Annotated in this window: 26 protein-coding genes; 20 read left to right on the top strand and 6 right to left on the bottom strand. The window is 60.5% G+C overall.

What is annotated here, in order from left to right; genetic code table 11:
- The first annotated feature begins 2 nt into the window (after positions 1-2).
- From cobN to ACQZ5N_RS08650, 5 genes are read left to right on the top strand one after another with little or no spacing between them, the layout of a single operon-like run.
- Positions 3-3,353: a cobaltochelatase subunit CobN gene (cobN, locus tag ACQZ5N_RS08670; RefSeq protein ID WP_448732678.1), complete on the top strand. Its 3,351-nt coding sequence runs from the start codon at positions 3-5 to the stop codon at positions 3,351-3,353.
- On the top strand, positions 3,353-4,708 hold the full coding sequence (cobG, locus tag ACQZ5N_RS08665; protein WP_448732677.1) for a precorrin-3B synthase: 1,356 nt from the start codon (positions 3,353-3,355) through the stop codon (positions 4,706-4,708). Before cobN ends, cobG begins: the two co-directional genes overlap by 1 nt.
- Positions 4,705-5,337, top strand: coding sequence for a precorrin-8X methylmutase (locus ACQZ5N_RS08660; RefSeq protein ID WP_448732676.1), 633 nt, complete (start codon positions 4,705-4,707; stop codon positions 5,335-5,337). Before cobG ends, ACQZ5N_RS08660 begins: the two co-directional genes overlap by 4 nt.
- Complete coding sequence (locus ACQZ5N_RS08655) at positions 5,334-6,101, top strand: precorrin-2 C(20)-methyltransferase (RefSeq protein WP_448732675.1); 768 nt, start codon at positions 5,334-5,336, stop codon at positions 6,099-6,101. The genes ACQZ5N_RS08660 and ACQZ5N_RS08655 overlap by 4 nt, the downstream gene beginning before the upstream one ends.
- Positions 6,098-6,859, top strand: a complete 762-nt coding sequence (locus ACQZ5N_RS08650; RefSeq protein WP_448732674.1) for a precorrin-3B C(17)-methyltransferase — start codon at positions 6,098-6,100, stop codon at positions 6,857-6,859. Before ACQZ5N_RS08655 ends, ACQZ5N_RS08650 begins: the two co-directional genes overlap by 4 nt.
- On the opposite strand, the gene ACQZ5N_RS08645 is transcribed toward ACQZ5N_RS08650, so the two are convergent.
- Complete coding sequence (locus ACQZ5N_RS08645; protein WP_448732673.1) at positions 6,826-7,608, bottom strand: cobalt-precorrin-6A reductase; 783 nt, start codon at positions 7,606-7,608, stop codon at positions 6,826-6,828. The two genes, ACQZ5N_RS08650 and ACQZ5N_RS08645, sit on opposite strands and share 34 nt — an antisense overlap.
- On the opposite strand from ACQZ5N_RS08645, the gene cbiE reads away from it, so the two are divergent.
- The 3 genes from cbiE to cobM are packed head-to-tail and all read left to right on the top strand — an operon-like array spanning position 7,607 to position 10,067.
- Positions 7,607-8,884 carry a precorrin-6y C5,15-methyltransferase (decarboxylating) subunit CbiE gene (gene cbiE, locus ACQZ5N_RS08640; RefSeq protein WP_448732672.1) on the top strand — a complete coding sequence of 426 codons (1,278 nt, stop codon included), beginning with the start codon at positions 7,607-7,609 and terminating at the stop codon, positions 8,882-8,884. The genes ACQZ5N_RS08645 and cbiE overlap by 2 nt on opposite strands.
- The gene (locus ACQZ5N_RS08635; RefSeq protein ID WP_448732730.1) at positions 8,878-9,297 is read left to right on the top strand and encodes a cobalamin biosynthesis protein; all 420 of its coding nucleotides are present in this window, start codon (positions 8,878-8,880) and stop codon (positions 9,295-9,297) included. Before cbiE ends, ACQZ5N_RS08635 begins: the two co-directional genes overlap by 7 nt.
- Positions 9,294-10,067 (top strand): precorrin-4 C(11)-methyltransferase, encoded by a 774-nt coding sequence (gene cobM, locus ACQZ5N_RS08630; RefSeq protein ID WP_448732671.1) that lies wholly within the window; start codon positions 9,294-9,296, stop codon positions 10,065-10,067. The genes ACQZ5N_RS08635 and cobM overlap by 4 nt, the downstream gene beginning before the upstream one ends.
- Here cobM and ACQZ5N_RS08625 read toward each other — a convergent pair.
- Positions 10,022-11,152: a cobalt-precorrin-5B (C(1))-methyltransferase gene (locus ACQZ5N_RS08625; RefSeq protein ID WP_448732670.1), complete on the bottom strand. Its 1,131-nt coding sequence runs from the start codon at positions 11,150-11,152 to the stop codon at positions 10,022-10,024. The two genes, cobM and ACQZ5N_RS08625, sit on opposite strands and share 46 nt — an antisense overlap.
- A 58-nt stretch (positions 11,153-11,210) precedes the next feature.
- Between ACQZ5N_RS08625 and cobA the strand changes: the two genes are divergently transcribed.
- From cobA to ACQZ5N_RS08610, 3 genes are all read left to right on the top strand, one after another.
- Complete coding sequence (gene cobA, locus ACQZ5N_RS08620; protein ID WP_304981914.1) at positions 11,211-11,999, top strand: uroporphyrinogen-III C-methyltransferase; 789 nt, start codon at positions 11,211-11,213, stop codon at positions 11,997-11,999.
- Positions 11,996-13,312 (top strand): cobyrinate a,c-diamide synthase, encoded by a 1,317-nt coding sequence (locus ACQZ5N_RS08615; protein WP_448732669.1) that lies wholly within the window; start codon positions 11,996-11,998, stop codon positions 13,310-13,312. Before cobA ends, ACQZ5N_RS08615 begins: the two co-directional genes overlap by 4 nt.
- A gap of 222 nt (positions 13,313-13,534) precedes the next feature.
- Positions 13,535-14,785 (top strand): cytochrome-c peroxidase, encoded by a 1,251-nt coding sequence (locus ACQZ5N_RS08610; RefSeq protein WP_448732668.1) that lies wholly within the window; start codon positions 13,535-13,537, stop codon positions 14,783-14,785.
- Here ACQZ5N_RS08610 and leuB read toward each other — a convergent pair.
- The 3 genes from leuB to ACQZ5N_RS08595 form a co-directional block, all read right to left on the bottom strand.
- Positions 14,766-15,878, bottom strand: a complete 1,113-nt coding sequence (gene leuB, locus ACQZ5N_RS08605; RefSeq protein WP_107677657.1) for a 3-isopropylmalate dehydrogenase — start codon at positions 15,876-15,878, stop codon at positions 14,766-14,768. The genes ACQZ5N_RS08610 and leuB overlap by 20 nt on opposite strands.
- A gap of 221 nt (positions 15,879-16,099) precedes the next feature.
- Positions 16,100-16,705 carry a 3-isopropylmalate dehydratase small subunit gene (gene leuD, locus ACQZ5N_RS08600; RefSeq protein ID WP_003520255.1) on the bottom strand — a complete coding sequence of 202 codons (606 nt, stop codon included), beginning with the start codon at positions 16,703-16,705 and terminating at the stop codon, positions 16,100-16,102.
- A gap of 166 nt (positions 16,706-16,871) precedes the next feature.
- Positions 16,872-17,102, bottom strand: coding sequence for a hypothetical protein (locus tag ACQZ5N_RS08595; RefSeq protein ID WP_020809819.1), 231 nt, complete (start codon positions 17,100-17,102; stop codon positions 16,872-16,874).
- Between the two features lie 110 nt (positions 17,103-17,212).
- Here ACQZ5N_RS08595 and ACQZ5N_RS08590 point away from each other — a divergent pair, with 110 nt between their 5' ends.
- Positions 17,213-18,124: an HpcH/HpaI aldolase/citrate lyase family protein gene (locus ACQZ5N_RS08590; protein ID WP_448732667.1), complete on the top strand. Its 912-nt coding sequence runs from the start codon at positions 17,213-17,215 to the stop codon at positions 18,122-18,124.
- Entirely contained in the window at positions 18,121-18,327 is a 207-nt protein-coding gene (locus ACQZ5N_RS08585) for a DUF1737 domain-containing protein (protein ID WP_003492695.1), read from the top strand. Before ACQZ5N_RS08590 ends, ACQZ5N_RS08585 begins: the two co-directional genes overlap by 4 nt.
- 676 nt (positions 18,328-19,003) lie before the next feature.
- On the opposite strand, the gene ACQZ5N_RS08580 is transcribed toward ACQZ5N_RS08585, so the two are convergent.
- Positions 19,004-19,444, bottom strand: a complete 441-nt coding sequence (locus tag ACQZ5N_RS08580) for a metallopeptidase family protein (protein WP_003492693.1) — start codon at positions 19,442-19,444, stop codon at positions 19,004-19,006.
- A 330-nt stretch (positions 19,445-19,774) separates the two neighbouring features.
- On the opposite strand from ACQZ5N_RS08580, the gene rplU reads away from it, so the two are divergent.
- The 7 genes from rplU (at position 19,775) to ACQZ5N_RS08545 (ending at position 25,437) form a co-directional block, all read left to right on the top strand.
- On the top strand, positions 19,775-20,089 hold the full coding sequence (gene rplU / locus ACQZ5N_RS08575) for a 50S ribosomal protein L21 (RefSeq protein WP_003492690.1): 315 nt from the start codon (positions 19,775-19,777) through the stop codon (positions 20,087-20,089).
- 40 nt (positions 20,090-20,129) lie between these two features.
- Positions 20,130-20,399, top strand: coding sequence for a 50S ribosomal protein L27 (gene rpmA / locus ACQZ5N_RS08570; RefSeq protein WP_003492686.1), 270 nt, complete (start codon positions 20,130-20,132; stop codon positions 20,397-20,399).
- A 131-nt stretch (positions 20,400-20,530) separates the two neighbouring features.
- Entirely contained in the window at positions 20,531-21,163 is a 633-nt protein-coding gene (locus ACQZ5N_RS08565; protein ID WP_448732666.1) for a GNAT family N-acetyltransferase, read from the top strand.
- On the top strand, positions 21,160-21,753 hold the full coding sequence (locus ACQZ5N_RS08560) for a GNAT family N-acetyltransferase (protein WP_174057523.1): 594 nt from the start codon (positions 21,160-21,162) through the stop codon (positions 21,751-21,753). The genes ACQZ5N_RS08565 and ACQZ5N_RS08560 overlap by 4 nt, the downstream gene beginning before the upstream one ends.
- 168 nt (positions 21,754-21,921) lie before the next feature.
- On the top strand, positions 21,922-22,992 hold the full coding sequence (obgE, locus tag ACQZ5N_RS08555; protein WP_035265258.1) for a GTPase ObgE: 1,071 nt from the start codon (positions 21,922-21,924) through the stop codon (positions 22,990-22,992).
- Positions 22,989-24,158 (top strand): glutamate 5-kinase, encoded by a 1,170-nt coding sequence (proB, locus tag ACQZ5N_RS08550; RefSeq protein WP_059759775.1) that lies wholly within the window; start codon positions 22,989-22,991, stop codon positions 24,156-24,158. The genes obgE and proB overlap by 4 nt, the downstream gene beginning before the upstream one ends.
- Positions 24,151-25,437 (top strand): glutamate-5-semialdehyde dehydrogenase, encoded by a 1,287-nt coding sequence (locus tag ACQZ5N_RS08545; RefSeq protein ID WP_448732665.1) that lies wholly within the window; start codon positions 24,151-24,153, stop codon positions 25,435-25,437. The genes proB and ACQZ5N_RS08545 overlap by 8 nt, the downstream gene beginning before the upstream one ends.
- The last annotated feature ends 25 nt before the right edge of the window (positions 25,438-25,462 follow it).

Below are 25,462 nucleotides of genomic sequence, written 5' to 3'. Positions count from 1 at the left end.
CGATGCACATTCTCGCCACCACATCCTCGTCTCTGGACGACCTGATCGAGCCGGTTGATCTCAACCAGCCCCGGTCGGATGTGGTGGTACTGTCTTTTTCGGCAAGCGATCTGGCCGGGCTGGAACAGGCTTGGCGGCGAACAGAGGGTGCGCTCCCCTCCCTGTCAGCCGCCAACCTCTCCGAGCTTCGACATCCCATGTCGGTCGATCTCTGGATCGAAAAGACGGCGGAACATGCCAGGGTTATTCTTATCCGAATTCTCGGCGGTGCGGAACGCTGGCGTTACGGTGTCGATCAGCTTTCCATTCTTGCACGCAGGCGCGGCATCAAGCTTCTGCTTTTGCCGGGTGAGTGCAGCGAAAGGGACGAGAAACTCGAAGCGGCCTCGACCGTCGATCGGCGGACTTTGGCCTCGGTCCTCTCCTTCTTTCGCGAGGGCGGGCAGGAGAATATGGACCGGCTTGCCCTTGGTCTCGCCGCTCTTGCAAGGGGTGAGGCATGGCCGGATATTGAAGCCGAACCGCTGCCGAAAGCCGGTTTCTACCGGCCCGGCAGGGGCGTTGTGGATAGGGCGGAAGCTTGCGCGGGTTTTCCCGACGGTGCGTCCCTTCTGCCCATCCTCTTTTACCGTTCCATGCTTCTGGCGGCAGATGCCGCACCGGTGGACGCGCTTTTCGAGGCGCTCTCGCAGCGCGGTTTTGCACCCTTGCCGATTTTTGTCAGTGGCCTGAAGGATGGCGAGGCGCTCCGTTTTCTCGAAACGGTGCTGCCCGATCTGAAGCCCGCCGCCATCATTGCCGCCACCGCCTTCGCCAGCCAGACGGATGAAAACGGCGCAACGCTGTTCGACCGTCTCGGCGTGCCGGTGTTTCAGGTGGTGATGGCGACGACGCGGCGGGACGGATGGGCGGAAAATGCGCGCGGTCTCAATCCCGCCGATCTTGCCATGCATGTCGTCCTGCCGGAACTGGATGGCCGGATTCTCGCCGGTGCAATCTCGTTCAAACAGGCGCGCATGGATGGCGGCGCGAGTTTGCTCAATGTACCCGAGGCTGATCGCGTCGAGCAGGTGGCAAATCGCATTGCCTCTTTCCTGCGGCTGAGGAATGCCCTTCCGCGGGATCGCCGCATCGTCATTCTGATGCCGGATTATCCCGGTGCGGCGCCCGGGCGAACCGGTTATGCCGTCGGTCTCGATGTGCCGCAAAGCGTTCTCGAAATGATGCAGGATCTCGCCGGGGCCGGTTATACGGTCAAGGATATTCCTAAGACCGCGCGGGCGCTGCTCGACTGTGTCGAACAGCAGGAAGCGGCAATTGATCTTTCCACCTACGAGGCTTTTTTCTCCGCCTTGCCCTCGGCATCTGCCGGGTCCGTGAACGCGACATGGGGTGTGGCAACCGATGACGATGCACTCGTCGATGGCGCATTCCGGTTCCGCGCCGCCCGTTTCGGCGAAGTGTTCGTGGCGCTAGCGCCGGACAGGGGCCGCAATGAGGATCGTCGGGTGGACTACCACGACCCTGCCCTGCCACCGCGTCACGCGCTTGTTGCCTTCGGTGCATGGATGCAGCGGATTGCGGGTGCGCATGCCATCGTGCATGTTGGCGCGCACGGCACGCTGGAATGGCTGCCCGGCAAAACGGTGGCGCTTTCCCGCAATTGTTTTCCCGAAATCGTCACCGGCTCGCTGCCGGTGGTCTATCCGTTCATCGTTTCCAATCCGGGCGAGGCGGCGGTCGCCAAGCGGCGAATTGCGGCTGTGACCATCGGCCATGTCCCGCCGGTGCTGGTCAATGCCGGGCTTTCGCCGGAACAGTCGGCGCTGGAGCAGCTGGTCGATGAATATGCGCAGGCGGATGGGCTGGATCGCCGCCGGCGTGACCGGCTGGCGAAACTGATCGTCGAAAAGGCGCTGGAGACCGGGCTTGCGGCGGAAGCGGGCGTGGCTGCGAAAGATGATGCCGATGCGGCCCTCTCACGCATCGACGCCTTTCTCTGTGACCTCAAGGATTTCGCCATCAAGGATGGCCAGCATGTTTTTGGTCGCTGTGCAAAAGACGAGACCGATCTTCTGAGGCTCGAAAGCGCTAAATCGGAAAAAGCTGCCCTGCTTGCCGCGCTCGATGGCCGGCATATCGTCCCCGGCCCTTCCGGTGCACCTGCGCGCGGGCGGCTCGATGTGCTGCCCACGGGCCGCAATCTCTATGCCGCCGATCCGCGCACCATGCCGACGCCGACGGCGTTCGAGCTGGGCCGCATGGCGGGCGAAGAAGTGCTGCGCCATCATCTGCAGTCCCATGGCGACTGGCCGAAACATCTGGTTTTCGATCTGTGGGGCAGCGCCAGCCTGCGCAATGGCGGTGAGGATGTGGCGCAGGCGCTGCATCTGATGGGGGCGAGACCGATCCACGACCTCGCGACCGGCCGGGTCACCGGCATCGAGGTGCTGCCGCCAGCGAGCCTGGGGCGGCCGCGTGTCGACGTCACCTTTCGCATTTCCGGCCTGTTCCGCGACATGTTCCCGGCACTGATCGCGCTTCTCGACGCCGCCGCCAAGGCCGTCGCGCGGCGGGAGGAGGCGCCGGGCGACAATCCGCTTGCGGAAGAGGCCGCCACGCTTGGGCATATTCCGGCGCGTATTTTCGGCTCCGCGCCCGGCACCTATGGTGCCGGCATCGAAGAAAAGCTTGCCAGCGGGAAATGGGACGAACGCGAGGAGCTGGGGCAGGCCTATCTCGATGCGGCGAGCCACGCTTTCGGCGGTGCGGACGGGCTGGAGATTTTCGAAGATACCGGTTTTGTGGAGCTGGTCAGGCGCGCCGATCTTCTGGTTCATACCGGGGACGATCCGGGCCGCGACCTTCTGGACGGTTCTTCGGATGTCGCCTTCATCGGCGGTTTTTCCGCCGCGAAGGCTGTGCTTGGCGGCGTCGCCGATATTGTTGCGCTGGATACGACAGATCCGGCGCGCCCGCGTGCAAGGTCGATGACGCAGGCGCTGACGCGGGTGGTGCGTGCGCGTGCCGTCAATCCCCGCTTCATTGCCGGTCAGATGCGGCACGGTCCGCGCGGGGCGGCGGAATTCCTCGAGACGGTGGACCGGTTGATCGGCTTTGCCGAAACCACCCATGCGGTGTCCTCCTCGTTGATCGAGGCGCTTTACGATGCCTATTTCGGCAATGAGGATGTGCGCGATTTCATCCTGCGGGAAAACCCGAAAGCGGCGCAGGTGATGGCCGAACGCTTTTTATCCGCTCGCCGTCGCGGGCTGTGGCACAGCCGCCGCAACGCGGTGGATGCGGAACTTGAAATGCTGATCCTGCCGCGCCCCCAAAGGGTGGAGGCGTGATGATGGCCGTTGCCGATCCCGTTCAGCCATTTGGCCGCCGTGGTCTCTGCCCGGCCCTGTCCGCTCCCATGCGCACCGGTGACGGTTTTTTGTCGCGGATCGCTTTCGAGGCGGATATCGACCCGCGCGACATGGTGGTGCTTTGTCAGCTTGCCGAGCGGCATGGCAACGGATTGATCGACATTACTGCACGCGGCAGCCTGCAATTTCGCGGTCTGACGCCGGAAAGCGCCCGTGCTCTGGAAAAAGACGTTCTGGCGCTGGATTTGCCGTTGCGTGCGGGGCTCGCGGTCGAGACTTCGCCTCTCGCCGGTCGGGATGACGCGGAGATTGCCGATGGTTTCCCTCTTGCCGAGGAGATTCGAAAAGAAGCCGACAGGCTCGTTCTCCATGAACAGCTTGCCGCTAAAATGTCTGTCGTCATTGATGGCGGCGGGCGCCTCTCCATGGAAGATTTTCTGGCGGATATTCGCCTGAAAGCTGTGTCGCTTGATGGGCGGACCGTCTGGCGATTGCTCGTGGGTGGGCCGGAAAGTAAGTCGCTGAATGCCGGATTGGTCGAGACGGACATAGCGGCGGGTGTCGTCCTATCGCTGCTCGTCTATCTGGCCGGCGAAGGGCCGCTTGCCCGTGGCCGCGATCTGGACCATTCGACGATAAAAGCGATCTGCGGTGATCGCCTGCTGGATCGGGTGATTGTTGATGACGCCAGGGCGGCTTTTGCGTCTCTCGGACTGATGATGACGGGAAAGGATCGCTTCGCCATTGCTGTCGCACCTGCTTTCGGGCAAATCCAGGCCTACGATTTGTCGCATCTCTGCGAACGGGCCGGTACCCTCGGCATCACGGCCCTGCGGCCGGCACCAAACCATAGCCTGCTATTCTTTGGATCGTCATCTGTCTGCGGCGGATTGCTTGAGATTGCAAGGGCGGCCGGTTTCATCACGACGGCAGGTGACGCGCGCTCTTCCATTGCCGCCTGTTCCGGCGCGCCGGGCTGCGCTTCGGCTTTTCTTCCCACCCATGAGTTGGCCGCCTTTGCGTCTGAGGAATGCGCCTCGTTGCTGGATGGCTCCTTCACGCTGCATATTTCCGGCTGCGGCAAAGGTTGCGCGCACCCCGCGCCGTCGCTTCTCACTTTTTCCGGCACCGCCGATGGCCTGGCCTTTTCGATTTCGGGCCGCGCCGGTGACGTGCCGGATGGCATTTTACCTTTCCAGCATCAGAGGACGGCGCTTTCGCGGCTTGCCCGTCTTTACGAAAAAGAACATAAGCCCGGGGAAAACGCTGCCAACTTCTTTGCCCGGCTGGGCAAACGGGCGATCGGTGCGGTGCTTCGACAGGATGACCGATGACTGACTATGACTATATTCGCGATGGCAATGCGATCTATGAGCGCTCCTTCGCCATCATTCGCGAAGAAGCGGATTTGTCCGCCTTTACCGAAGAGCAGGCGGATATCGCCATTCGCATGATCCACGCCTGCGGGCAGGTGGAGGCGGCCAGCCATTTCCGCTTTTCGCCGGATTTTGTTGCCGCTGCACGCGGTGCTCTACGAGCCGGCAAGCCTGTTCTCTGCGATGCGGAAATGGTTGCCCATGGCGTGACATGCGCCCGCCTTCCGGCTGATAATGATGTGGTTTGCACCCTTCGCGATCCCCGCACGCCGGAGCTGGCGAAAAAGATCGGCAATACCCGCTCCGCCGCCGCGCTCGATCTCTGGGCAGAGAAGCTGGACGGCGCTCTCGTTGCCATTGGCAATGCGCCGACTGCACTGTTCTATTTGCTTGAGATGCTGGAAAAAGGTGCCGCGCGCCCGGCTGCCATCATCGGCATGCCGGTTGGCTTTGTCGGTGCGGCGGAATCGAAAGACGCGCTGGAGGCAAGTTCGCTTGGCATTCCCTATGCCATCGTCAAGGGACGCATGGGCGGTTCGGCCATGACGGCTGCCGCCATCAACGCCGTTGCGAGGGCTGGCCTGTGAGTGCGGCTCTTTTCGAACATCCGAAGGGTAGGCTCGTTGGCGTCGGCACCGGCCCCGGAGATCCCGAGCTTCTGACGCTGAAGGCTGTCCGCGCCATCGAAAATGCCGATGTGCTTGCGTTCTTCTGCAAGAAAGGCGGCAGCGGCAATGGTCGCGGTATTGTCGAAGCCTTCATCCGGCCCGGAACGCTGGAAATGCCGCTGGTCTATCCGGTAACCGTCGAAAGCGATAAAAACGGTAACGATTATCGTGATGCCATTGCCGCCTTTTTCGATCAGTCGGCGAAGGACATCGCTGTGCATCTCGAAGCCGGGCGCAATGTCGCCGTGCTGTCGGAAGGCGATCCGCTGTTTTACGGTTCTTATATGCACCTTCATCTGCGGCTTGCGCCATCTTACCCGGCGGAGGTCGTTGCGGGCATCACGGCCATGTCCGGCTGCTGGTCCATGGTCGGTCTGCCGCTGGTGCAGGGCGATGATATTTTGAGCGTTCTTCCCGGCACGCTCGGTGAAGATGTTTTGACGGAGCGTCTGTCGGGCACGGATGGAGCCGTTATCATGAAGGTGGGGCGCAACCTTCCAAAAATTCGCCGGGCGCTGGAAAAGGCCGGCAAGCTTGAAGACGCGCTTTATGTCGAACGTGGCACTATGGCCAACAGCCATGCGGTGCGGCTCATCGAGCGTGACGCATCACCTGCCCCCTATTTTTCGCTGGTTCTGGTGCCGGGCTGGAAAACAAGACCCGCTGGAGGCGAAACGCCATGACCGGCAGGCTGGTCGTTGTCGGCCTCGGCCCCGGCAGTGCGGCGCAGGTAACGCCGGAGGCGCTTGCCGCCGTCGGGGCGTCGGAGGATTTCTTCGGCTATATTCCCTATCTCGACCGTCTATCGCTGAGGCCCGATCAACGCCGTCACGCTTCGGACAATCGTGAGGAAATCTCCCGCGCTGAACAGGCGCTGCGACTTGCAGCTTCCGGCGGCAAGGTCTGTGTGGTTTCTGGCGGCGATCCCGGCGTTTTCGCGATGGCCGCCGCGGTTTGCGAGGCGATCGAAAGCGGCCCCTCCGAATGGCGCGATATCGATTTCTCCGTCGTGCCGGGTGTGACTGCCATGCTGGCGGTCGCTGCGAGAGCCGGCGCGCCGCTTGGCCATGATTTCTGCGCCATTTCGCTGTCGGATAATCTGAAACCCTGGGGCATTATTGAAAAACGGCTGATCGCGGCGGCGGAAGCAGGCTTTGTGATGGCTTTCTATAATCCCGTCAGCAAGGCGCGGCCGCACCAGCTCGGTACCGCTTTTGATCTGTTGCGGGCGCATTTGCCCGGTTCGGTGCCGGTGATTTTCGGTCGTGCGGCAGGCCGGGCGGATGAGCGTATTCGGGTCGTGCCTCTTTCGGAAGCCTCGAGCGATATGGCGGATATGGCTACCTGCATCATCGTCGGTTCGGTTGAAACCCGTCTGATCGAACGTCCCGGCAAAGAACCGCTGGTTTATTCGCCACGTTTTTCGAGAAGAGAGAGCTGATGGCGAATGGCGGTGAGCGCAGCTGCAATATCCGGCACCGTCACGTCATTCAGGGGCGCGTCGTTTTGCTGTCGCGGCCGGTCGATCATGATGACCGGCAGACCGAGCCGTCGCGCTGCTTCGATCTTGCCATAGCTCGCGCTGCCACCGGAGTTTTTCGAGATCACCGTCTCGATGCGGTTTTCTTCCAGCATGCGGATTTCGTCGTCCAGCGCAAAGGGGCCGCGCGCGGTAATATAGCGCGCATGCGGCAGTTTCAGTGGCGGCTCTACCGGGTCGACGCTGCGGATGAGATAGTTGTGCCGGGGCGCGGTTTCGAAAGGAAGAAGCTCCTGTCGGCCGAGCGCCAGAAATACATGTTTGCTTTCGTCGCCGAGCGCGGTGACAGCCTGTTCGACGCTGTCGACCTCATACCACCTGTCACCCGGCTGACGCTTCCAGGCAGGACGCGAAAGGACGATCAGCGGAACTTTGGCAAGCCCTGTGGCCTCAATGGCATTGGCGGAAATCTTTGCCGCATAGGGATGGGTGGCGTCCACCAGAATATCGAAATTCTCTGCGCGAATGAAATCCGCAAGACCGCTCGCACCGCCAAAACCGCCGCTGCGCATCGGCACCGGCTGTTCGACCGGCGAGAGCGTGCGGCCGGCCATGGAGAGCAGGATTCGGTAGCCGGGTTCTTCCGCCAGCCTGCCCGCCAGAATACGGGCATCCGCCGTGCCGCCAAGGATGAGTATGGAGCGTGTCATGACGTCTGAATATTCCGGAACGGGTGATGCTTCCAGAGAAAACAAGGCTTCCACCGAAAAGAAAGAAAAGCCCTGGCTTTCCATCGTCGGTATTGGTGAGGATGGGCTCGAGGGGCTGGGCCGGAACGCGATTGAGGCGATAGAGGCGGCCGAGGTGGTTTTCGGCGGCAAACGCCATCTGGAACTGGCGGCTGCGGCCATTCGAGGTGAAGCACGCCGCTGGCCTGTGCCGTTCGATACGGATATGGGCGATGTCGTGGCGCTGCGCGGCAAAAGGGTTTGTGTGCTCGCTTCCGGCGATCCGTTCTTTTATGGCGTCGGTGTTACGCTTCTGCGGCGGATCAAAGCGGGTGAGACAGTTTGTTATCCCTCGCCCTCCGCTTTCTCGCTGGCTGCCGCGCGGCTCGGTTGGGCGCTGCAATCGGTCGAATGCGTTTCGCTGCACGGGCGTTCCATCGATTTCCTGCGGCCGCATCTCCATGCCGGTGCACGCATCATCGCGCTCACCTCGGACGCCCACGCCCCGGCCTTGATCGCGGAACTGCTGTCCGATTTGGGTTTCGGCCAGTCGGAATTCGTCTTGCTTGAAGCCTTGGGCGGAAACCGGGAAAGGCGGCGGCAGGTCAGGGCGGCCGATTTCTCGTTTGAAGACATCGACCCGCTGAATGTGGTGGCGATTGACGTTGTCGTGGCCGAGGGCGCCCGCGTTCTGCCTTTCACATCTGGGCTTGATGACAGCCTGTTCGAACATGACGGGCAAATCACCAAGCGTGAAATCCGCGCCGTGACACTTTCCTCTCTTGCCCCACGGCAGGGTGAGTTGCTGTGGGATATCGGTGCCGGTTCGGGTTCGATCGGTATCGAATGGATGTTGTCCCACCCCTCCCTCCGTGCCATCGCCTTAGAACAACACCCGGAAAGGGCGGAACGTATCGCCCGCAATGCCGAAGCTTTCGGTGTGCCGGGGCTTGAGGTCATGATCGGCGCGGCCCCTGCGGCTTTTGAAGGCTTGCCTCAGCCGGATGCTATTTTCATCGGTGGCGGCGGCAGTGAAGCGGGCGTGCTCGAGGGGGCTATGGAGGCCCTGAAACCCGGCGGGCGGCTGGTTGCCAATGCGGTGACGCTGGAAATGGAGGCCGTGCTTCTTGCGGCCCATGCGCGGCTCGGCGGATCGATGATCCGTCTGGATGTGTCGCGGGTGACGGCCGTTGGCTCCATGTCGGGCTGGCGTCCGGCGATGCCGGTGACACAATGGAGCTGGACCAAGCCATGGTGACAGTGGCTGGCATAGGCTGCCGCAGAGGTACGGGTTCGGATGCCGTGATTGCCGCCGTGCGCGCTGCGGAGCATGTTTTGGGCATGATGGCGGAATGCTTAGCGACTGCGTCGCTCAAAGCCGATGAAGCCGGTCTTTTGGAGGCGGCGAAAAGCTTGTCGCTGTCTCTGGAAATCGTATCGCAGGAACGGCTCGAGGCGGTTGCTTCGAAAACAATGACATTTTCACAGGCAAGCCTTGATAATGCCGGTTCGCCAAGCGTGAGCGAAGCGGCGGCGCTTGCCGCCGCCGGCGAGAATGCAAGACTGGTCGCGCCGCGTCTTGTGGTTGGCAATGTCACTGTGGCCATCGCAACCACTGACGACGGCTCACATGATAGCGGCTGCGCCATCGAACATGGAGAACAACAATGACGGTTCATTTCATCGGCGCCGGTCCGGGCGCCGCCGATCTCATTACGGTGCGCGGGCGCGATCTTATCGCCGCCTGCCCGGTGTGTCTTTATGCCGGGTCGCTGGTTCCGAAGGCGCTTATCGACTATTGCCCGCCGGGCGCCCGCATCGTCGATACGGCAGCACTTTCGCTGGACGAGATCGAGGCGGAATTTGTGGCCGCAGCAAAGGCCGGCAAGGATGTGGCGCGGCTGCATTCCGGTGATCTTTCCGTCTGGAGCGCCATGGGCGAGCAGATCCGCCGGCTGGAGCGACTGGGCCTCGATTACACCGTCACGCCCGGCGTGCCCTCCTTTGCCGCTGCGGCCGCCACTTTGCAGCGGGAACTGACGGTGCCGGAAGTGGCGCAGAGCCTTGTGCTGACCCGCATTTCCGGGCGCGCATCGAAGATGCCTGACGGTGAGACGCTGAAGGCTTTCGGTGCGACGGGCGCGACGCTCGCCGTCCATCTCGCCATTCATGCCATCGGCAAGGTGGTGGAAGAGCTGACGCCGCTTTATGGCTCCGATTGCCCGGTCGCCATCGTCGTTCGCGCGTCCTGGCCGGATGAGCGGGTCATTCGCGGCACGCTGTTCGACATTGAGGACAAGCTCGCCGCCGAACCGGTGGAACGGACGGCCCTGATCTTTGTCGGGCGTGGGCTTGCCTCGACGGATTTTCGCGAAAGCGCGCTTTATAGCACCGACTATGTCCGGCGGTTCCGGTCTCCGAAGGAAGATGCGAAAGGCTGATGCGACGGCGTGGAGGCGGTGCGCCCCTTGAGCGCGCCCTGACGATCGAACACCAGAATATCAAGCGCAATGGCCGGCGTCTTCAGCGCCGCCGCTGCGGTTACCCAGGCTTTTTCCGCCACGATCGCGCCGAGATCTATCCCGGCACGTTCGGACAGCTCAAAGGCGTGCGCGACCATGTTCGCCTGACGGATGGCAATGGCGAGATTTTCATCTCCTCCTGCTTCCGTCGCCAATGCCGCCAGCGCATCGAGATCGGCCAGCCCCTTCTTGGAGTGCACGTCGAGCATGCCCTGGGCAAGCTTGGTCATCTTCGCGACGCCGCCGGCAATCGTCACCCGCTCAACCGGGTGGCTGCGCAGATATTTCAACATGCCGCCAATGAAATCGCCCATGTCGATCAGTGCGGTTTCAGGCAGAGCGTAAAGCGCCTGCCCGGCTTTTTCGGAGGTGTTGCCGGTGGCGCCAAGCACATGCGTGCAGCCGGTGGCGCGCGCCACATCGATGCCGCGCCAGATGGAGTGAATCCACGCCGAGCAGGAAAAGGGAATGACGATGCCCGTTGTGCCGAGGATGGAAATGCCGCCGACGATGCCGAGCCTGCCGTTCAGGGTTTTTTCCGCCAGTTTCTCGCCATCGCGGACGGAAATCTCGACCTCGAAATCGGCCTCTTCGCCAGCCACTTCGCGAATGGCGGTTTCGATCATCTTGCGTGGTACGGGATTGATGGCGGGTTCTCCCGGCGGCAGGGGCAGGCCCGGCCGGGTGATGGTGCCGACGCCCTTTCCGGCCTTGAAGGTGATGCCGCTTCCCGGTTGACCGCGTTTGACCGTGCTTTCGATCAGCGCACCATGGGTAACATCCGGATCGTCTCCGGCATCCTTGACGACGCCGGCGCGCGCGAAGTTTTCGCCCTTTTCCTCGGTGGCGAGGGAAAATGCCGGCCTCGCGCCGCTTGGAAGTTCGACCTCGACAGGGTAAGGAAACTCGCCGGTCAGAAGGGCGGCGCAGGCCGCCTTCGTGGCGGCTGCCGCGCAGGTGCCCGTGGTCCAGCCGCGGCGAAGGGTCTTTCCATCCGTATCCATATGAATTTCTATAGCCGGGACGGCTTTTTCCGTCATCGTTAAAAAGCAGCCAAGAAGAATGTCGATAGCGCAGATTTTGAACAGCATTGCCGCAAAAGGTCCGGTCTTCGAGGCCGGTCACGTCTGGCTCGCGGGCGCAGGGCCGGGCGATGTGCGTTATCTGACGCTGGAAGTGGCGCTCGCGCTGTCTCAGGCCGATATCATCGTGCGTGATGCGCTGGTGAGCGACGAAGTCATAGCGCTTGGTCCGCAGGCGGAGATTGTTTTTGCGGGCAAAAGGGGTGGCAAGCCCTCCGCGACACAGGATGATATTACCGCTTCGCTGATCGATTTCGCCGGCCAGGGCAAAAAGGTGCTGCGGCTGAAGGGCGGTGATCCCTTTATTTTCGGGCGCGGCGGCGAAGAGGCGGAGGCGCTTGTCAATGCCGGCATTCCGTTTCGCATATTGCCCGGCATGACCTCGTCGTTCACCGCGCTTGCTTCCGCCCGCATCCCCGCCACCATGCGCGGCATCAGCCGCGCCGTGACACTCGCCACGGGCCACGCGGCGGGCACCGAAGAGGATCTGGACTGGCTGGCGCTGGCGAAAACACGCGAACCCATCGTCGTTTATATGGGGCTGAAGAATATCGGCACGATCGCCAGCCTTTTGATACAGGGCGGCCGTTCCGGCGAAACGCCGGTCGCCGTCATCATGTCGGCAACGACGGCGCAGGAGCGGATTTTCATCGGTACGCTGAAAAGCATAGCTGACGATGCAAAGCGGGAAAATTTCGAAGCGCCGGCTTTGATCGTTATCGGCGAGATTGTTTCGATGCGGGCGCGTCTTGGAGTTTCCGGTTCATGACGGCGCGGGCGATCATCATCGGTGCGCCACGTTCGGGTTCCGGCAAGACCAGTGTGACCATCGGCCTGCTCCGGGCCTTTGCCCGACGCGGTATCAATGTGCGCGGCATCAAGACGGGGCCTGACTACATCGATCCCGGCTTCCATGCCTTTGCTACCGGCACATCGGGTCTTAATCTGGATAGCTGGGCCATGCGGCCGGAATTGCTGCGGCATCTGTTTTCGCAGCAGACCGGGGATGCGGAGCTTGTTCTGATCGAAAGCGCCATGGGCCTGTTCGACGGCATTCCGGTTGCGGAAAATCGCACGGGTTCGGCGGCGGATCTGGCGCGGCTGTTCGGCATTCCCGTGCTGCTGGTGCTCGACGTGTCCGGCCAGTCGCAGACGGCTGCTGCCGTCGCCCATGGTTTTGCTCACTACGATCCGGCCGTTACCATGGCGGCGGTGGTGCTAAATCGGGCGGGCAGCGAAAGACACCGGACGCTGTGCACGGAAGCCATCGAAAAAATCGGCCTTCCCGTTGCCGGCTGTGTGCTGCGTGATCCATCGCTCATCCTGCCCGAACGGCATCTGGGGCTGGTGCAGGCCAGCGAACATCCGGAAATCGATGCGCATATCGAACGGCTGGCGGATGCGATGGAAAAATCCATCGATCTCGATGCCCTGCTTTCTCTCGCCGCGCCGGTGAACGTGCCTTCCGGCTCGGTGGACACGGCGATTGCACCGCCCGGCCAGCGCATTGCGCTGGCGGAGGACGCGGCGTTCACTTTCCTTTATCCGCATCTCAGGAAGCATTGGCAGGCGGCCGGGGCCGAGATCGTGCCGTTTTCCCCGCTCGCGGATGAGGCGCCCGACGGGAGCTGCGACATCTGCTGGCTGCCGGGCGGGTACCCCGAGCTTTTTGCCGGAAAGCTTGCGGATGCGGCTGGTTTCAAGGCCGGCCTTGCCCGCTTTGCCGCGACAAAGCCCGTTCATGGCGAGTGCGGCGGTTACATGGTGCTCGGCGAGGCGCTGGAAGATGCGGATGGGGTGACCCATGCCATGACCGGGCTTCTGTCCCATGCCACCAGTTTTGCGACGCGCAAGATGAATCTCGGCTATCGGCAGGCGACGATCGCGGCAAGCGGACCGCTCGGCATGGCGGGGGATGTTCTGCGCGGCCATGAATTCCATTATGCGCGGGTTACCGATCCCGGCCGCGATGAGCCCTTCGCCCAGATTGCTGACGGGCAGGATCGTCCGCTCGGGCCATCGGGCGGCAGGAGAGGTTTTGTCTCGGGCACCTTTTTCCACGCCATCGCCAGGGGCGGTTGATCGTTTCCGGGTGTTGTCCGTGGACCTGCGGCAAAGTGGACCAAGCTGCGAAAGTTTGTAGGCCTGGCTCACGGGAAAGTGCTATAGATTTCTTTATAGGGCATGGAAGAGCGGGGTTATTTCCCGTGATCCATGTTCGGTGAAGCGTGGCGGGACCGAAAGCCGCTTCATATTTTTCGGTCCGAACCTGCTCTCGCGCATTTATATCGAGCGTGCCTACCGATGATGAAACCCGGATTTTTTGTCTCCGCTGCTCTTGCCGCATCCATTCTGCTGGCCCCCTTGGGCAGCGGTGTCGATGGTATGGCTGCCCACGGCGGTGAAGACTATGCGACGCTGGAAAAGCTCGGTGCGGCGCTTTTCGACGATCCCAATCTTTCGATGAACCGCACCATGGCCTGTTCCACCTGCCATATGCAGGCCGCCGGTTTTTCCGATGCGCGGGAGAGCGACAAGGTGGGGCGGGATGTATCGCTTGGCGATGACGGCATTTCACTGGGCGACCGCAATGCGCCCACTGCAGCTTATGCCCGCTTCACGCCGCCATTCGGCAGGAATGCGGCAGGAGAATATGTCGGCGGGCAGTTCTGGGATGGCCGCGCCTCCCTGCTTGAAGATCAGGCGGGCGGCCCGCCGCTCAATCCCCTCGAAATGGGCATGCCGGACAAGGCCGCGGTTGTCAAACGGCTCAGGGAAAACCCGGATTATGTCGCGGCTTTCGGCACGCAGTTCGGCAAGGATGTTTTTGCGAGCGACGACACCGCCTATGCCGCGATGACGAAGGCGCTGGCGAGCTTTGAGCGCTCGGATGAGTTCTCCACCTTCGATTCTAAATATGACCGCTTCCTGCGCGGCGAGGAGAAACTGACCGATCAGGAAGAGCTGGGTCGGGTCCTGATCTCCTCGACGCAATTCACCAATTGCAATACCTGCCATGAAATCCGTGGCGCCAAGGGCCTGGAAGACGGCCTCTTCACCAACCACAAATATTTCAACATCGGCGTTCCCGCCAATATATCGGTGCGGGCCGTGAACGGCTCCAAGCCGGGCGCGATCGATCTGGGGCTGGCGCAAAATCCTGAAGTTGCCGGCGATGCCGCCCAGCGCGGCAAGTTCAAGGTGCCGACGCTGCGCAATGTCGCCGTCACCGGTCCTTACATGCACAATGGCGTGTTCAAGGATTTGCGTACGGTGGTGCTGTTTTATGTGAAATATAAAAGCAAGAAGCCGAGCCGCCAGATCAATCCGGAAACGGGCAAGACGTGGGATGCGCCGGAAGTGCCTGAAAACATCGCCATGGCGGAACTGACATCCGCGCCGGCGCTGGACGACAAGCGTGTGGACGCCATCGTCGCCTTTCTGAAGACGCTGACCGACAAAAGATATGAGCATCTTCTGCCGAAGGAGGATGGGCAGGCGAACGCGCCGCCTGCCCAACCGGTTTCGTCGAGCGTTACGCCGAAAGCGCCTTGAATTCGGCGAGAACCGCGTCGCCCATTTCGGAGGTGCCGACCTGGCGGCTGCCCTCGGCCATGATGTCGGCGGTGCGGATGCCCTTGTCGAGCACGTTTGCGATCGCCGTTTCGAGCTTCGTTGCCTCATCCACCATGTTGAACGAGTAACGCAGGCACATGGCGAAGGACGCGATCATGGCGATGGGGTTGGCGATGCCCTTGCCGGCAATATCCGGGGCCGAACCGTGGACCGGCTCATACATGGCCTTGCGCTTGCCGGTCTTGGCGTCAGGCGCGCCAAGCGAAGCGGACGGCAGCATACCGAGCGAGCCGGTGAGCATGGCGGCGACGTCGGAGAGCATGTCGCCGAAGAGGTTGTCGGTGACGATCACGTCGAACTGCTTGGGCTTGCGCACCAGCTGCATGCCGCCAGCATCGGCCAGCATATGTTCCAGCTGAACATCCCTAAACTTGGCGGCGTGGGTTTCGGTGACCACCTGGTTCCACAGAACGCCTGATTTCATCACGTTGCGCTTTTCCATCGAGCAGACGCGGTTGTCGCGGGTGCGGGCCAGTTCGAAAGCGACGCTGGCGATGCGCTCGATTTCGAAAGTGTCGTAGATCTGCGTGTCGATGCCGCGCTTCTGGCCGTTGCCGAGATCGATGATCTGCTTCGGTTCACCGAAATAAACGCCGCCGGTCAGCTCGCGGACGATGAGGATATCGAGGCCTTCGACCAGTTCCGGCTTCAGCGAGGAAGCGGCGGCAAGTGCCGGGTAGCAGATGGCCGGGCGCAGATTGGCGAAAAGCTCGAGATCCTTGCGCAGACGAAGCAGGCCGGCTTCCGGGCGGTGCTCGTAGGGCACGCCATCCCATTTCGGGCCGCCGACGGCGCCGAACAGGATCGCATCGGCAGCAAGCGCCTTTTCCATATCCGCATCGGAAATCGCCACGCCATGGGCGTCATAGGCAGAGCCGCCGACCAGACCTTCCGAGACGGTGAAACCGGCATTGTGCGCGCTGTTCATATAATCGATCAGCTTGCGGACTTCGGCCATGGCTTCGGGGCCGATACCGTCACCGGGCAGAAGGAAAAGCGAACGGACTGTCATGAGAACCCTCCTTGGGCGGCGCGCCGAAAAACATCCTGAAGGGTTTTCGATTGCGGCGAGCGCGGCGTCAAACTCATTCCGTCCTAAACATGGCAAATCGTGTCGCAGCCGGACGGGATTGGAGGCTTCTTATCTCCGCCTCAAGGGCTTTTCAAGCAAAGCAAAAGCCGATCCGGTACTGTTTGGTACGGGATCGGCTTTTTTGAAGAGCAGAAATGTGGTCAGGCCCAGGGGCGGACCGAGGCGTTTGCCTTTTCGAAGGTGTCGATAGCGCCGGAATGTTCGAGCGTCAGGCCGATATCGTCCAGACCGTTCAGCATGCAGTGACGCTTGAATTCATCGATCTCGAAGGTGATCGTACCGCCATCGGGGCCGCTGATTTCCTGACTTTCCAGATCGATGGAGAGAACGGCGTTCGATCCGCGCGACGCATCGTCCAGCAGCTTTTCGAGGTTCTCGGGGCTGACGACGATCGGCAGGATGCCGTTCTTGAAACAGTTATTGTAGAAGATGTCGGCGAAGCTGGTGGAAATCACGCAGCGGATGCCGAAATCGAGAAGCGCCCATGGCGCATGTTCGCGCGAAGAGCCGCAACCGAAATTGTCACCCGCGACAAGAATCTGGGCGTTCTGGTAGGCGGGCTTGTTCAGTACGAAATCCGGATTGGGCGAACCATCCTCGAGATAACGCGACTCGGCGAAGAGGCCCTTGCCGAGGCCGGTGCGCTTGATGGTCTTCAGATAGTCTTTCGGAATGATCATATCGGTGTCGATATTGACCACCGGCATGGGCGCGGCAACGCCCGTCAGCTTGGTGAATTTTTCCATCTGTCGCTTCCCGTGTTTCCCTTCAACAAAATCCGGGGCTGGTTAGAGCCCACCGGACGTGTTCTGCCGGGAAATACTGCAAAACTCATCACTTTAGAAGCGCAAACCCGCGTTCTTCGGTACGCCGCGCGCGGCGCTCTGGCATTTTTGCCGATTCGAGACGATCTCAGAGATCGATAATCGTGCCCTTGCCGTCGTTCCAGACGCGCATATCACGCTGGTTACGGGGCTTGACCGGAATAGGGGCCGGCTTCAGACGCGCGGAAAGCAGGCGGGCAGCACTGAGAACCGCGAGCACGCCGATGAAAGCGACCGTGAGCGACGCGGTGAACAGGGCGACTATCGCCAGAATTGCAATGCCGGATGCGGCGATGAAAAACGAACGTATGCCTTGCATGATCCAAACCTTTCTATCCAGACGAATGTGGGCCTTCTTCTTCCGGCTTGCAAGAGGATTCAGTGGATTGTCAGGTTGCAGATGTCACAAAAGCTTGACACAAGTGCGGCATGACTAATTTTTTCGGAAATATTCTTGTGAGACCGCGCCGTTCGCTGCTGTCAGTTCCGGCCATCAATGCCAGAGCGCTCGAAAAAATCCGCGATCTCGATTGTGATGGGGTAATCCTTGATCTCGAGGATTCCGTTGCGCCGGAGATGAAGGGCGCAGCGCGGGAAAATCTCAGCAGGCTTTTTTCGGACGCGCCATTTGCCGGACGCGAGACCATTATCCGTATCAATCCGCTTTCCACGCCTGATGGGGCGGCGGATTTGAAGCTTGTGCTTTCCTGCCGGCCGGATGCGGTTTTACTGCCGAAGGTGGAGCAGCCCGCAGATATTCATGATGTGGCCGACCTTCTGGCGGAGGCGGATGCGCCCCAGGACCTGAAAATCTGGGCAATGATTGAGACGCCGTTCGGTGTTTTGAACGCCGCTGCGATTGCGGAGGCAGCGCATACGCCCGACGCACGGCTTGCCGCATTCGTTATCGGGCTGAATGATCTGCGCAAGGAAACGCGTGTTCCAGCCCTCCCCGGGCGAACCTATCTCGTACCCTGGATGATGCAGGTGGTGCTCGCCGCCCGCGCCTATGGCCTTGAGGTCATCGACAGCGTGTCCAACGATTTTCGAGACATTGCAGCTTTTGACAGTGAATGCGAACAGGGTCGCGCCATGGGGTTCGATGGCAAGATGCTGATCCACCCGGCACAGATCGAACCGGCCAATCGGCGCTTTGCGCCAGATGATGCCGCTGTTACGGATGCGAGAGAGATTATTGCCGCTTTCGCAAAACCTGAATCTATGGAATTGAACGTCATCAACATGAACGGGCGGATGATCGAACGGCTGCATGTGGGGCAGGCCGAGAGGCTGGTCGCCATGGCCGATATCATCGCACAGAGAAAGGCAAAAAAGACGTGAAGGTCTATCGTTTCATAACCGGTCCCGATGACTCGAAGTTCTGCCATCGGGTCACCGAGGCGCTGAACAAGGGATGGGAGCTTGCCGGTTCGCCAAGCTACGCCTTCAACGCCGCAAGCGGCGTGATGCATTGCGGCCAGGCCGTGACCAAGGTGGTCGAGGGCAAAGAATACCATCCGGATATGAAGCTCGGCGAGCAGTGATTTTAGGTAGAAAATCGAGTGATTCGGGTCCGTCGATCTGATTCTCTCGATCTTCTTGTTTGTTACTGAGCCAAAACGAATATTACGGCGTATTATTCACAGCCCTTGTTCGAAATGTTCGAAAATAAATTAAGTGTATGTTTCTAAAGAATAAAAATTGCAAATCTCATTGTGTCTTGAGATGAAATTGCCGTTGTACATAAAGTGAACAGATACGGCCCATCGCCCTAAGCTTGACTCAAAATATTGAGTCCCAACATATATTTACCAGCTCGGGGGCGGTCTCTGAGCTGGCACGACAAAGCCGAGGGTGCAACCTCGGCTCCGTGTCGAAACCACAATACCTTAGAAAGCTTGCGGATCAGCATATACACGGAGCAAAATACGCTCACAGACTCTTCTGTCAAGTTTGTCCAAGGTTGAAACCTAACAGGACAATCATATGCATCAACAGTCTTATAAATTGACCGAAAAGGACGCGGTAGAAATCTGGTTGCGGTACTGGGGTGGCGAGTTTCAGCACCACATTGCAGCTTCTTACGGTGTAAACCCAGGGCGGGTTAACGAAGTGATCAAGCGCAAACGTCTTGTGGGCAGCGAGACGATTGCGCTTTCAATGAGACGCGACCACTAGTGGCTTGAGGGCCGGCACCGTAGTTTTTCGGTGCCGGTCTTTTTAACGTTCGGCAGCGGCCTCGTCAGCGCTTTCTTCGATCCGCTCCATGTCATCATCCGAGAGGCCGAAATGGTGGCCGATTTCGTGGATGAGGACATGGGTGATGATATCGCCCAGCGTTTCCTCGTTCTCGGCCCAGTAGTCGAGAATCGGACGGCGATAAAGCGTGATGCGGTTCACCATCTCGCCCGTTTCCATGGTGAAACGTTCGGAGATGCCGCGTCCTTCGAACAGTCCGAGAAGATCGAAGGGTGTTTCGAGCGCCATGTCCTCGAACACGTCATCGGTCGGAAAATCGGCGATCTCGATGATGAGATCTTTCGTCAGTGCGCGAAATTCTTCCGGCAGGTGGCCATATGCCTCGATCGCAAGCGACTCGAAGGCGGAAAGTGTCGGCGCATGGCGGTCCCGCCAATCGTCGGTCTGGTCTATGCGGGCCATTTCTGCTCCTTGTTGGAAGGCCCATATAAACACTTGCTGGACAAATTTCGAGACCCGACTGCTTCACCCGCCGAAAAAGCATGAAATTCTTGGCGTTACAGTTACTTTTCAAGCCGTCGTCATCTTGACATAAACGGGCGTCTCGCGTAATCGGCACCCAAATTGATGGCGTAGTGCGCCTTCTGTTTATTCCGCCCTTCAAAAGGCGGCTTCACCGGCAGACATTCAAAGGGGCATTCAGTCCTGACGGATTTCCGCTACTCCGACTGATAAAAAGACGGCCAGCTTGCATTTGCGGGCAGAGCCGGAACGAACATGAAAGGATAAAAAATGTTCGCAGTCATCAAGACCGGCGGTAAGCAGTACCGCGTAGCGGCCGACGCCGTGCTGACCATCGAAAAGCTGGAAGCAGAGGCAGGCGCAACTGTAGAATTCACCGAAGTTCTCGTTGTTGGCGAAGGCGCCGACGCCAAGTTCGGTGCACCCTTTGTCAAGGGCGCCATCGTCAAGGCTGAAGTTGTCGAGCACAATCGCGGCAAGAAGGTCATCGCCTTCAAGAAGCGTCGTCGTCAGAACTCCAAGCGTTCGCGCGGCCATCGTCAGCATCACACTGTCGTCCGCATCACGGACATCGTTGCTGCCTGATCGGCGCGACACGGGAAACAAGGTTTAAAGGAGAACTCCAATGGCACACAAAAAAGCTGGCGGTTCCTCGCGTAACGGTCGCGATTCCGAATCCAAGCGCCTTGGCGTAAAGAAGTTCGGCGGCGAAGCTGTCATTCCAGGCAACATTATTCTGCGTCAGCGCGGCACGCAGTGGCATCCGGGCGCCAATGTTGGCATCGGCAAGGACCACACGATTTTCGCACTGACCGCAGGTAACGTGAACTTCCGTACGAAGGCCAACGGCCGCGTATTCGTATCCGTGGCCCCGAAAGCGGAAGCCGCAGAATAAGCCGGTAAGCGTCATATGCAGCCGGTGTCCCATCGACCCGGCTGAGACGTATCAGGTTCAGTCAAGAAAACAGGGGAGATGGGGTACCACCCAACTCCCCTTTTTCTTTAACCCCAAGGAGGGACTGAACCATGCAAGCTGAATTGTTGAGGGTTGACCAATCACGGTCACCCGAGGATCGGCCGAGGCCCGATCGGTCGAGGAGCGATTGCCCCGTTTTACTGTCGCAGAGGCTGGTTTTGCGCAAGCCTCACGAAGAAGACATCGACGCCCTTGCCCATCTTGCCAACAATGCCAATATCGCGACCATGGTGTCGCGTATGCCGCACCCTTACACGGCCAAAGACGCCGCGGATTTTGTGCGACGCTCCAAAGCTGGCGAGATTGGCAAGTGCGTCTATGCGATTACCCGCATGGACAATGGCGAGTTTCTGGGCTGCTGCGCGCTCGAACCCCAGGAAGACGAAAAGACGCTGGAAATCGGTTACTGGCTGGGGGAACCTTACTGGAACCGGGGTTACATGACGGAAGCCGCGCATGCGCTGATCGACATGGCCTTCCGCACGCGTGAAATCGACCAGATCGATGCCCGTTGCCGGGTCACCAACATCGCATCGCGCCGCGTCATCCAGAAATGCGGTTTTCAGTTCCAGGGCTCCGGCATGGTCGGTTCTCTGGCGCTTGGCGGCATGGTGCCGGTCGAATGGTACAGGCTGGACCGCAAGACCTGGGTTTCGCTGAAGAGCTGGGGGGATATGGGATGAGCACGATAGAGCTTACCCGTCGCCGCGCCGCCACTGCCGTGGCGCCGCCCGGCCCCTGCCCTGTCATCGAGACAAAGCGTCTGGTGCTGCGGCCGCAGCGGCTTTCCGATGCCGGCAGCATTGCGGAATCGCTTGGCGATTTCGCCGTGACCAGAATGCTGGCCCGCGTTCCCGCGCCCTACCACAAGCAGGATGCGCTGGAATGGCTGGTCTTGCGCACCTCCGGCACCCTGCCCGACTGGGATTTCGCCATTACCAGCGGCGACGATACCCTGATCGGCGTCGTCTCGGTGGAATTGCGGCACGGCGAGTGGCATCTCGGCTATTGGCTGAACCGCTTCTACTGGGGCAAGGGTTACATGACCGAGGCGGTGGCCGCCGTGGTAGAGCGGTTCTTCCGCCGCATGCCGGGGGTTACCCTTCACTCCGGCGTATTTGCGGATAATCCCGCCTCGCTGCGCGTGCAGGAAAAACTCGGCTTCCGGGTGACCGGTTGCCACCAGGTCTACGCCACGGCGCGCGCCGCCATGGTGGCGCATATCGGTACGATGATTAAGGCTGAGGATTTCATTCAGCCGCATCGCACTTGAGGAGTATTGCAAGGCCGGTTTGATCCAAACCGGCCTTGTCTCGCGCATGGGCTTCCCGCACGATAGTCTTTGACCTCGTGAAGAAGCGCTTGTATTCGAAACGACGATATTTTTGTTCGACGCAATGGCAAGATTGTTGCGTCCGCAAACCGACAGAACGGCAGTCCGATGAAATTTCTCGATGAAGCAAAAGTCTATATCAAGTCCGGCGACGGCGGCGCGGGTGCCGTTTCCTTCCGGCGCGAAAAATTCATCGAATTCGGCGGTCCTGACGGTGGCGATGGCGGACGCGGCGGCGATGTCTGGGTTGAGGTGGTCAACGGCCTCAACACGCTGATCGATTTCCGCTTCCAGCAGCATTTCAAGGCCTCCATCGGACAGCACGGCATGGGCAAGACCCGTACCGGCGCCAAGGGTTCGGATGTGGTGCTGAAGGTGCCCGTCGGTACGCAGATCTTCGAGGAAGACAATGAAACGCTGATCGTCGATCTGACGAAAGAAGGCCAGCGCTTTCGTCTTGCCGCCGGCGGTAATGGCGGTTTCGGCAATGCCTATTTCAAGTCGTCCACCAATCAGGCGCCCACCCATGCCAATCCGGGCCTCGCAGGCGAGGAAAAGACAGTCTGGCTTCGCCTGAAACTGATCGCCGATGCCGGTCTCGTCGGTCTGCCCAATGCGGGCAAATCCACGTTTCTCGCGACGGTCACCCGTGCGCGGCCGAAGATCGCCAACTATCCCTTCACCACCCTTCATCCGAACCTGGGCGTCGCGACCATCGATGGCCGCGAATTCGTGCTGGCCGATATTCCGGGCCTGATCGAAGGCGCGCATGAGGGTGTAGGCATCGGTGACCGTTTTCTTGGCCATGTGGAGCGTACCCGCGTGCTGCTGCATCTCGTTTCCGCGCAGGAGGAGAAAGTCGGCAAGGCCTATAAGACCGTTAAGGCCGAGCTGGACGCCTATGGCGGCGGGCTGACCGACAAGCCGGAAATCGTGGCGCTGTCGCAGATCGACGTGCTGGATGAAAAAGAGCTGAAAAAGAAGGCCAAGGAACTGGAGAAAGCCTGCGGCCGTCCCCCGCTACTTCTCTCCGCTGCCGCCCATATCGGCATGACGGAAGCGCTGCGCGCCCTTCGCGATGTCATCGTCTCGGCGAGCAATGGCGGCGAAACCGCCCTGCCCGACCGGTCGATGCCGCATGAGGACAGCGAGGCCGAGGAAGAGGACGACCGTCTATGAGCCTGACGCGCAAGCCGCTGGCGAGCCATCACCGGATCGTCATCAAGATCGGATCGGCGCTTCTGGTGGACCGGAAGACCGGTCTCAAGAAAGACTGGCTCGACGCCATCTGCGAGGATATCGCCGCGCTGAAGAAAAACGGTGCGGATGTACAGGTTGTGTCGTCGGGCGCCATCGCGCTTGGCCGCACTGTGCTTGGCTTGCCTTCCGGTGCATTGAAGCTGGAAGAAAGCCAGGCGGCGGCGGCTGTCGGCCAGATCGCGCTGGCGCGGGCATGGTCGGAAAGCCTGTCGCGGCATGAGATCGTCGCCGGCCAGATTCTTCTGACGCTCTCCGATACCGAAGAGCGTCGCCGTTATCTCAATGCACGCGCCACCATCAACCAGTTGCTGAAGATCGGCGCTATCCCGATCATCAATGAAAACGACACGGTTGCGACCACCGAGATCCGTTATGGCGACAATGACCGTCTGGCGGCGCGTGTGGCGACCATGACCGGTGCCGATCTTCTGGTGCTGCTTTCGGATATTGACGGGCTTTACACGGCTCCGCCGCATCTGGATCCCGACGCGAAATTCCTTGAGACGATTGCCGATATTACGCCCGAAATCGAGGCCATGGCAGGCGGTGCGGCATCCGAGCTTTCACGCGGCGGCATGCGCACCAAGATTGATGCGGGCAAGATCGCGACCGCTGCCGGCTGCGGCATGATCATCGCTTCCGGCAAGACGCTTAATCCGTTGAAGGCTATTGAAAACGGCGCGCGCTCCTCATGGTTCGCGCCTTCGGGCACGCCGGTGACGGCGCGCAAGACGTGGATTGCCGGGCAATTGCAGCCGGCCGGCGAAATCCATGTGGATGCCGGTGCGGAAAAAGCTCTCTATGCCGGAAAAAGTCTGCTTCCGGCGGGAGTGCGACTGGTTAAGGGCAATTTCGGCCGTGGTGACGCAATCGCCATTATCGGTGCGGAAGGCCGTGAAGTCGCTCGTGGTCTTGCGGGTTACGATGCTGAAGAGGCGCGTCTTATCATCGGTCACAAGTCCAACGAGATCGAGGCGATCCTCGGTTATGTCGGGCGGGCGGCCATGATTCATCGTGACGATCTGGTGATGACGGGCGCTGCCGTCAAAGTTAAAAATGCAAAGAAGGATGAGGTCCATGCCTGAACAGGCCGTGAAGCAGAGCCACGATATTGACGCGCTGATGATGACCATCGGCGCTCAGGCGAAAGCTGCTTCGCGACCGTTGTCCATTGCCGGCACAGACCAGAAGAACCGCGCGCTGCTTGCCATGGCCTCCGCCATCGAGGCATCCAGGGATGCGATCCTTGCCGCCAACAGGAAAGATCTGGCTGCGGCGGAAAGCGCAGGCCTTGCCGCTTCCTTCGTGGACAGGTTGACCCTCAACGATGCAAGGATCGCCGGTATTGCCGAAGGCATCCGTTCGGTTGCGGCGCTGCCCGATCCGGTCGGTGAAGTCATCGCCGCCTGGGATCGTCCGAATGGGCTGAAGATCGAGCGCGTGCGCACACCGCTCGGCGTCATCGGCGTGATTTACGAAAGCCGCCCGAATGTGACGGCGGATGCCGGCGCTTTGTGCCTCAAGGCGGGCAATGCCGTCATCTTGCGCGGCGGCTCGGATTCGCAACATTCATCGCGTGCTATCCATGGCTGCCTCGTGGAAGGCCTGAAGATCGCCGGCCTTCCCGAGCATGCCATTCAGCTGGTGCCGGTGACCGACCGCGCCGCTGTCGGCGCGCTTCTCAGTGGCCTGAACGGTACGGTTGATGTCATCGTGCCGCGCGGCGGCAAAAGCCTCGTGGCCCGGGTGCAGTCGGAAGCCCGCGTGCCGGTCTTCGCGCATCTGGAAGGCATTTGTCATGTCTATATCGACAAATCGGCCGATCTCGACATGGCGAAACGTATCGTCGTTAATGCCAAGATGCGCCGCACCGGTATTTGTGGGGCGGCCGAAACGTTGCTGGTGGATGCCGCTGCCGTTTCCACGCATCTGACGCCGCTCGTCAAGGCCTTGATCGAAGCCGGCTGCGAAGTGCGCGGTTCGCAGGCCGTTCGCGACGTGGTGGCGGGTCTCACGCCGGCGACGGAAGAGGACTGGCGCACCGAATATCTCGATGCGATCATTTCGGTCGCCGTGGTGGAAGGTATTTCGGGCGCGATCGAGCATATCGGCACTTATTCGTCCAACCACACCGAGGCGGTGATCGCCGAGGATCCCGATGTGGTCGCGCGCTTCTTCAACGAACTCGATTCGGCCATTCTGCTGCACAATGCCTCGACGCAGTTCGCGGACGGCGGCGAATTCGGCATGGGTGCTGAAATCGGCATTGCCACGGGCAAGATGCATGCGCGGGGCCCGGTCGGCGTCGAGCAGCTTACCTCGTTCAAATACCGGGTGCATGGCACCGGCCAGACACGGACCTGATATTTGCCGGCTGACAAGCGCCTCG

The sequence above is a fragment of the Agrobacterium sp. 22-221-1 genome, assembly GCF_053522445.1.
The sequence above is the reverse complement of the archived record's forward strand: the minus strand, read 5'-3'. Positions and strand labels throughout refer to the sequence as shown.

Excerpts from the sequence above, each read along its gene's own strand:
- cobN (WP_448732678.1), top strand. The coding sequence starts at position 3 with ATGCACATTCTCGCCACCACATCCTCGTCTCTGGACGACCTGATCGAG.
- cobG (WP_448732677.1), top strand. The coding sequence starts at position 3,353 with ATGATGGCCGTTGCCGATCCCGTTCAGCCATTTGGCCGCCGTGGTCTC.
- ACQZ5N_RS08660 (WP_448732676.1), top strand. The coding sequence starts at position 4,705 with ATGACTGACTATGACTATATTCGCGATGGCAATGCGATCTATGAGCGC.
- ACQZ5N_RS08650 (WP_448732674.1), top strand. The coding sequence starts at position 6,098 with ATGACCGGCAGGCTGGTCGTTGTCGGCCTCGGCCCCGGCAGTGCGGCG.
- cbiE (WP_448732672.1), top strand. The coding sequence starts at position 7,607 with ATGACGTCTGAATATTCCGGAACGGGTGATGCTTCCAGAGAAAACAAG.
- ACQZ5N_RS08645 (WP_448732673.1), bottom strand. The coding sequence starts at position 7,608 with ATGACACGCTCCATACTCATCCTTGGCGGCACGGCGGATGCCCGTATT.
- ACQZ5N_RS08635 (WP_448732730.1), top strand. The coding sequence starts at position 8,878 with ATGGTGACAGTGGCTGGCATAGGCTGCCGCAGAGGTACGGGTTCGGAT.
- cobM (WP_448732671.1), top strand. The coding sequence starts at position 9,294 with ATGACGGTTCATTTCATCGGCGCCGGTCCGGGCGCCGCCGATCTCATT.
- ACQZ5N_RS08625 (WP_448732670.1), bottom strand. The coding sequence starts at position 11,152 with ATGGATACGGATGGAAAGACCCTTCGCCGCGGCTGGACCACGGGCACC.
- cobA (WP_304981914.1), top strand. The coding sequence starts at position 11,211 with ATGTCGATAGCGCAGATTTTGAACAGCATTGCCGCAAAAGGTCCGGTC.
- ACQZ5N_RS08615 (WP_448732669.1), top strand. The coding sequence starts at position 11,996 with ATGACGGCGCGGGCGATCATCATCGGTGCGCCACGTTCGGGTTCCGGC.
- ACQZ5N_RS08610 (WP_448732668.1), top strand. The coding sequence starts at position 13,535 with ATGATGAAACCCGGATTTTTTGTCTCCGCTGCTCTTGCCGCATCCATT.
- leuB (WP_107677657.1), bottom strand. The coding sequence starts at position 15,878 with ATGACAGTCCGTTCGCTTTTCCTTCTGCCCGGTGACGGTATCGGCCCC.
- leuD (WP_003520255.1), bottom strand. The coding sequence starts at position 16,705 with ATGGAAAAATTCACCAAGCTGACGGGCGTTGCCGCGCCCATGCCGGTG.
- ACQZ5N_RS08595 (WP_020809819.1), bottom strand. The coding sequence starts at position 17,102 with ATGCAAGGCATACGTTCGTTTTTCATCGCCGCATCCGGCATTGCAATT.
- ACQZ5N_RS08590 (WP_448732667.1), top strand. The coding sequence starts at position 17,213 with ATGACTAATTTTTTCGGAAATATTCTTGTGAGACCGCGCCGTTCGCTG.
- ACQZ5N_RS08580 (WP_003492693.1), bottom strand. The coding sequence starts at position 19,444 with ATGGCCCGCATAGACCAGACCGACGATTGGCGGGACCGCCATGCGCCG.
- rplU (WP_003492690.1), top strand. The coding sequence starts at position 19,775 with ATGTTCGCAGTCATCAAGACCGGCGGTAAGCAGTACCGCGTAGCGGCC.
- rpmA (WP_003492686.1), top strand. The coding sequence starts at position 20,130 with ATGGCACACAAAAAAGCTGGCGGTTCCTCGCGTAACGGTCGCGATTCC.
- ACQZ5N_RS08565 (WP_448732666.1), top strand. The coding sequence starts at position 20,531 with ATGCAAGCTGAATTGTTGAGGGTTGACCAATCACGGTCACCCGAGGAT.
- ACQZ5N_RS08560 (WP_174057523.1), top strand. The coding sequence starts at position 21,160 with ATGAGCACGATAGAGCTTACCCGTCGCCGCGCCGCCACTGCCGTGGCG.
- obgE (WP_035265258.1), top strand. The coding sequence starts at position 21,922 with ATGAAATTTCTCGATGAAGCAAAAGTCTATATCAAGTCCGGCGACGGC.
- proB (WP_059759775.1), top strand. The coding sequence starts at position 22,989 with ATGAGCCTGACGCGCAAGCCGCTGGCGAGCCATCACCGGATCGTCATC.
- ACQZ5N_RS08545 (WP_448732665.1), top strand. The coding sequence starts at position 24,151 with ATGCCTGAACAGGCCGTGAAGCAGAGCCACGATATTGACGCGCTGATG.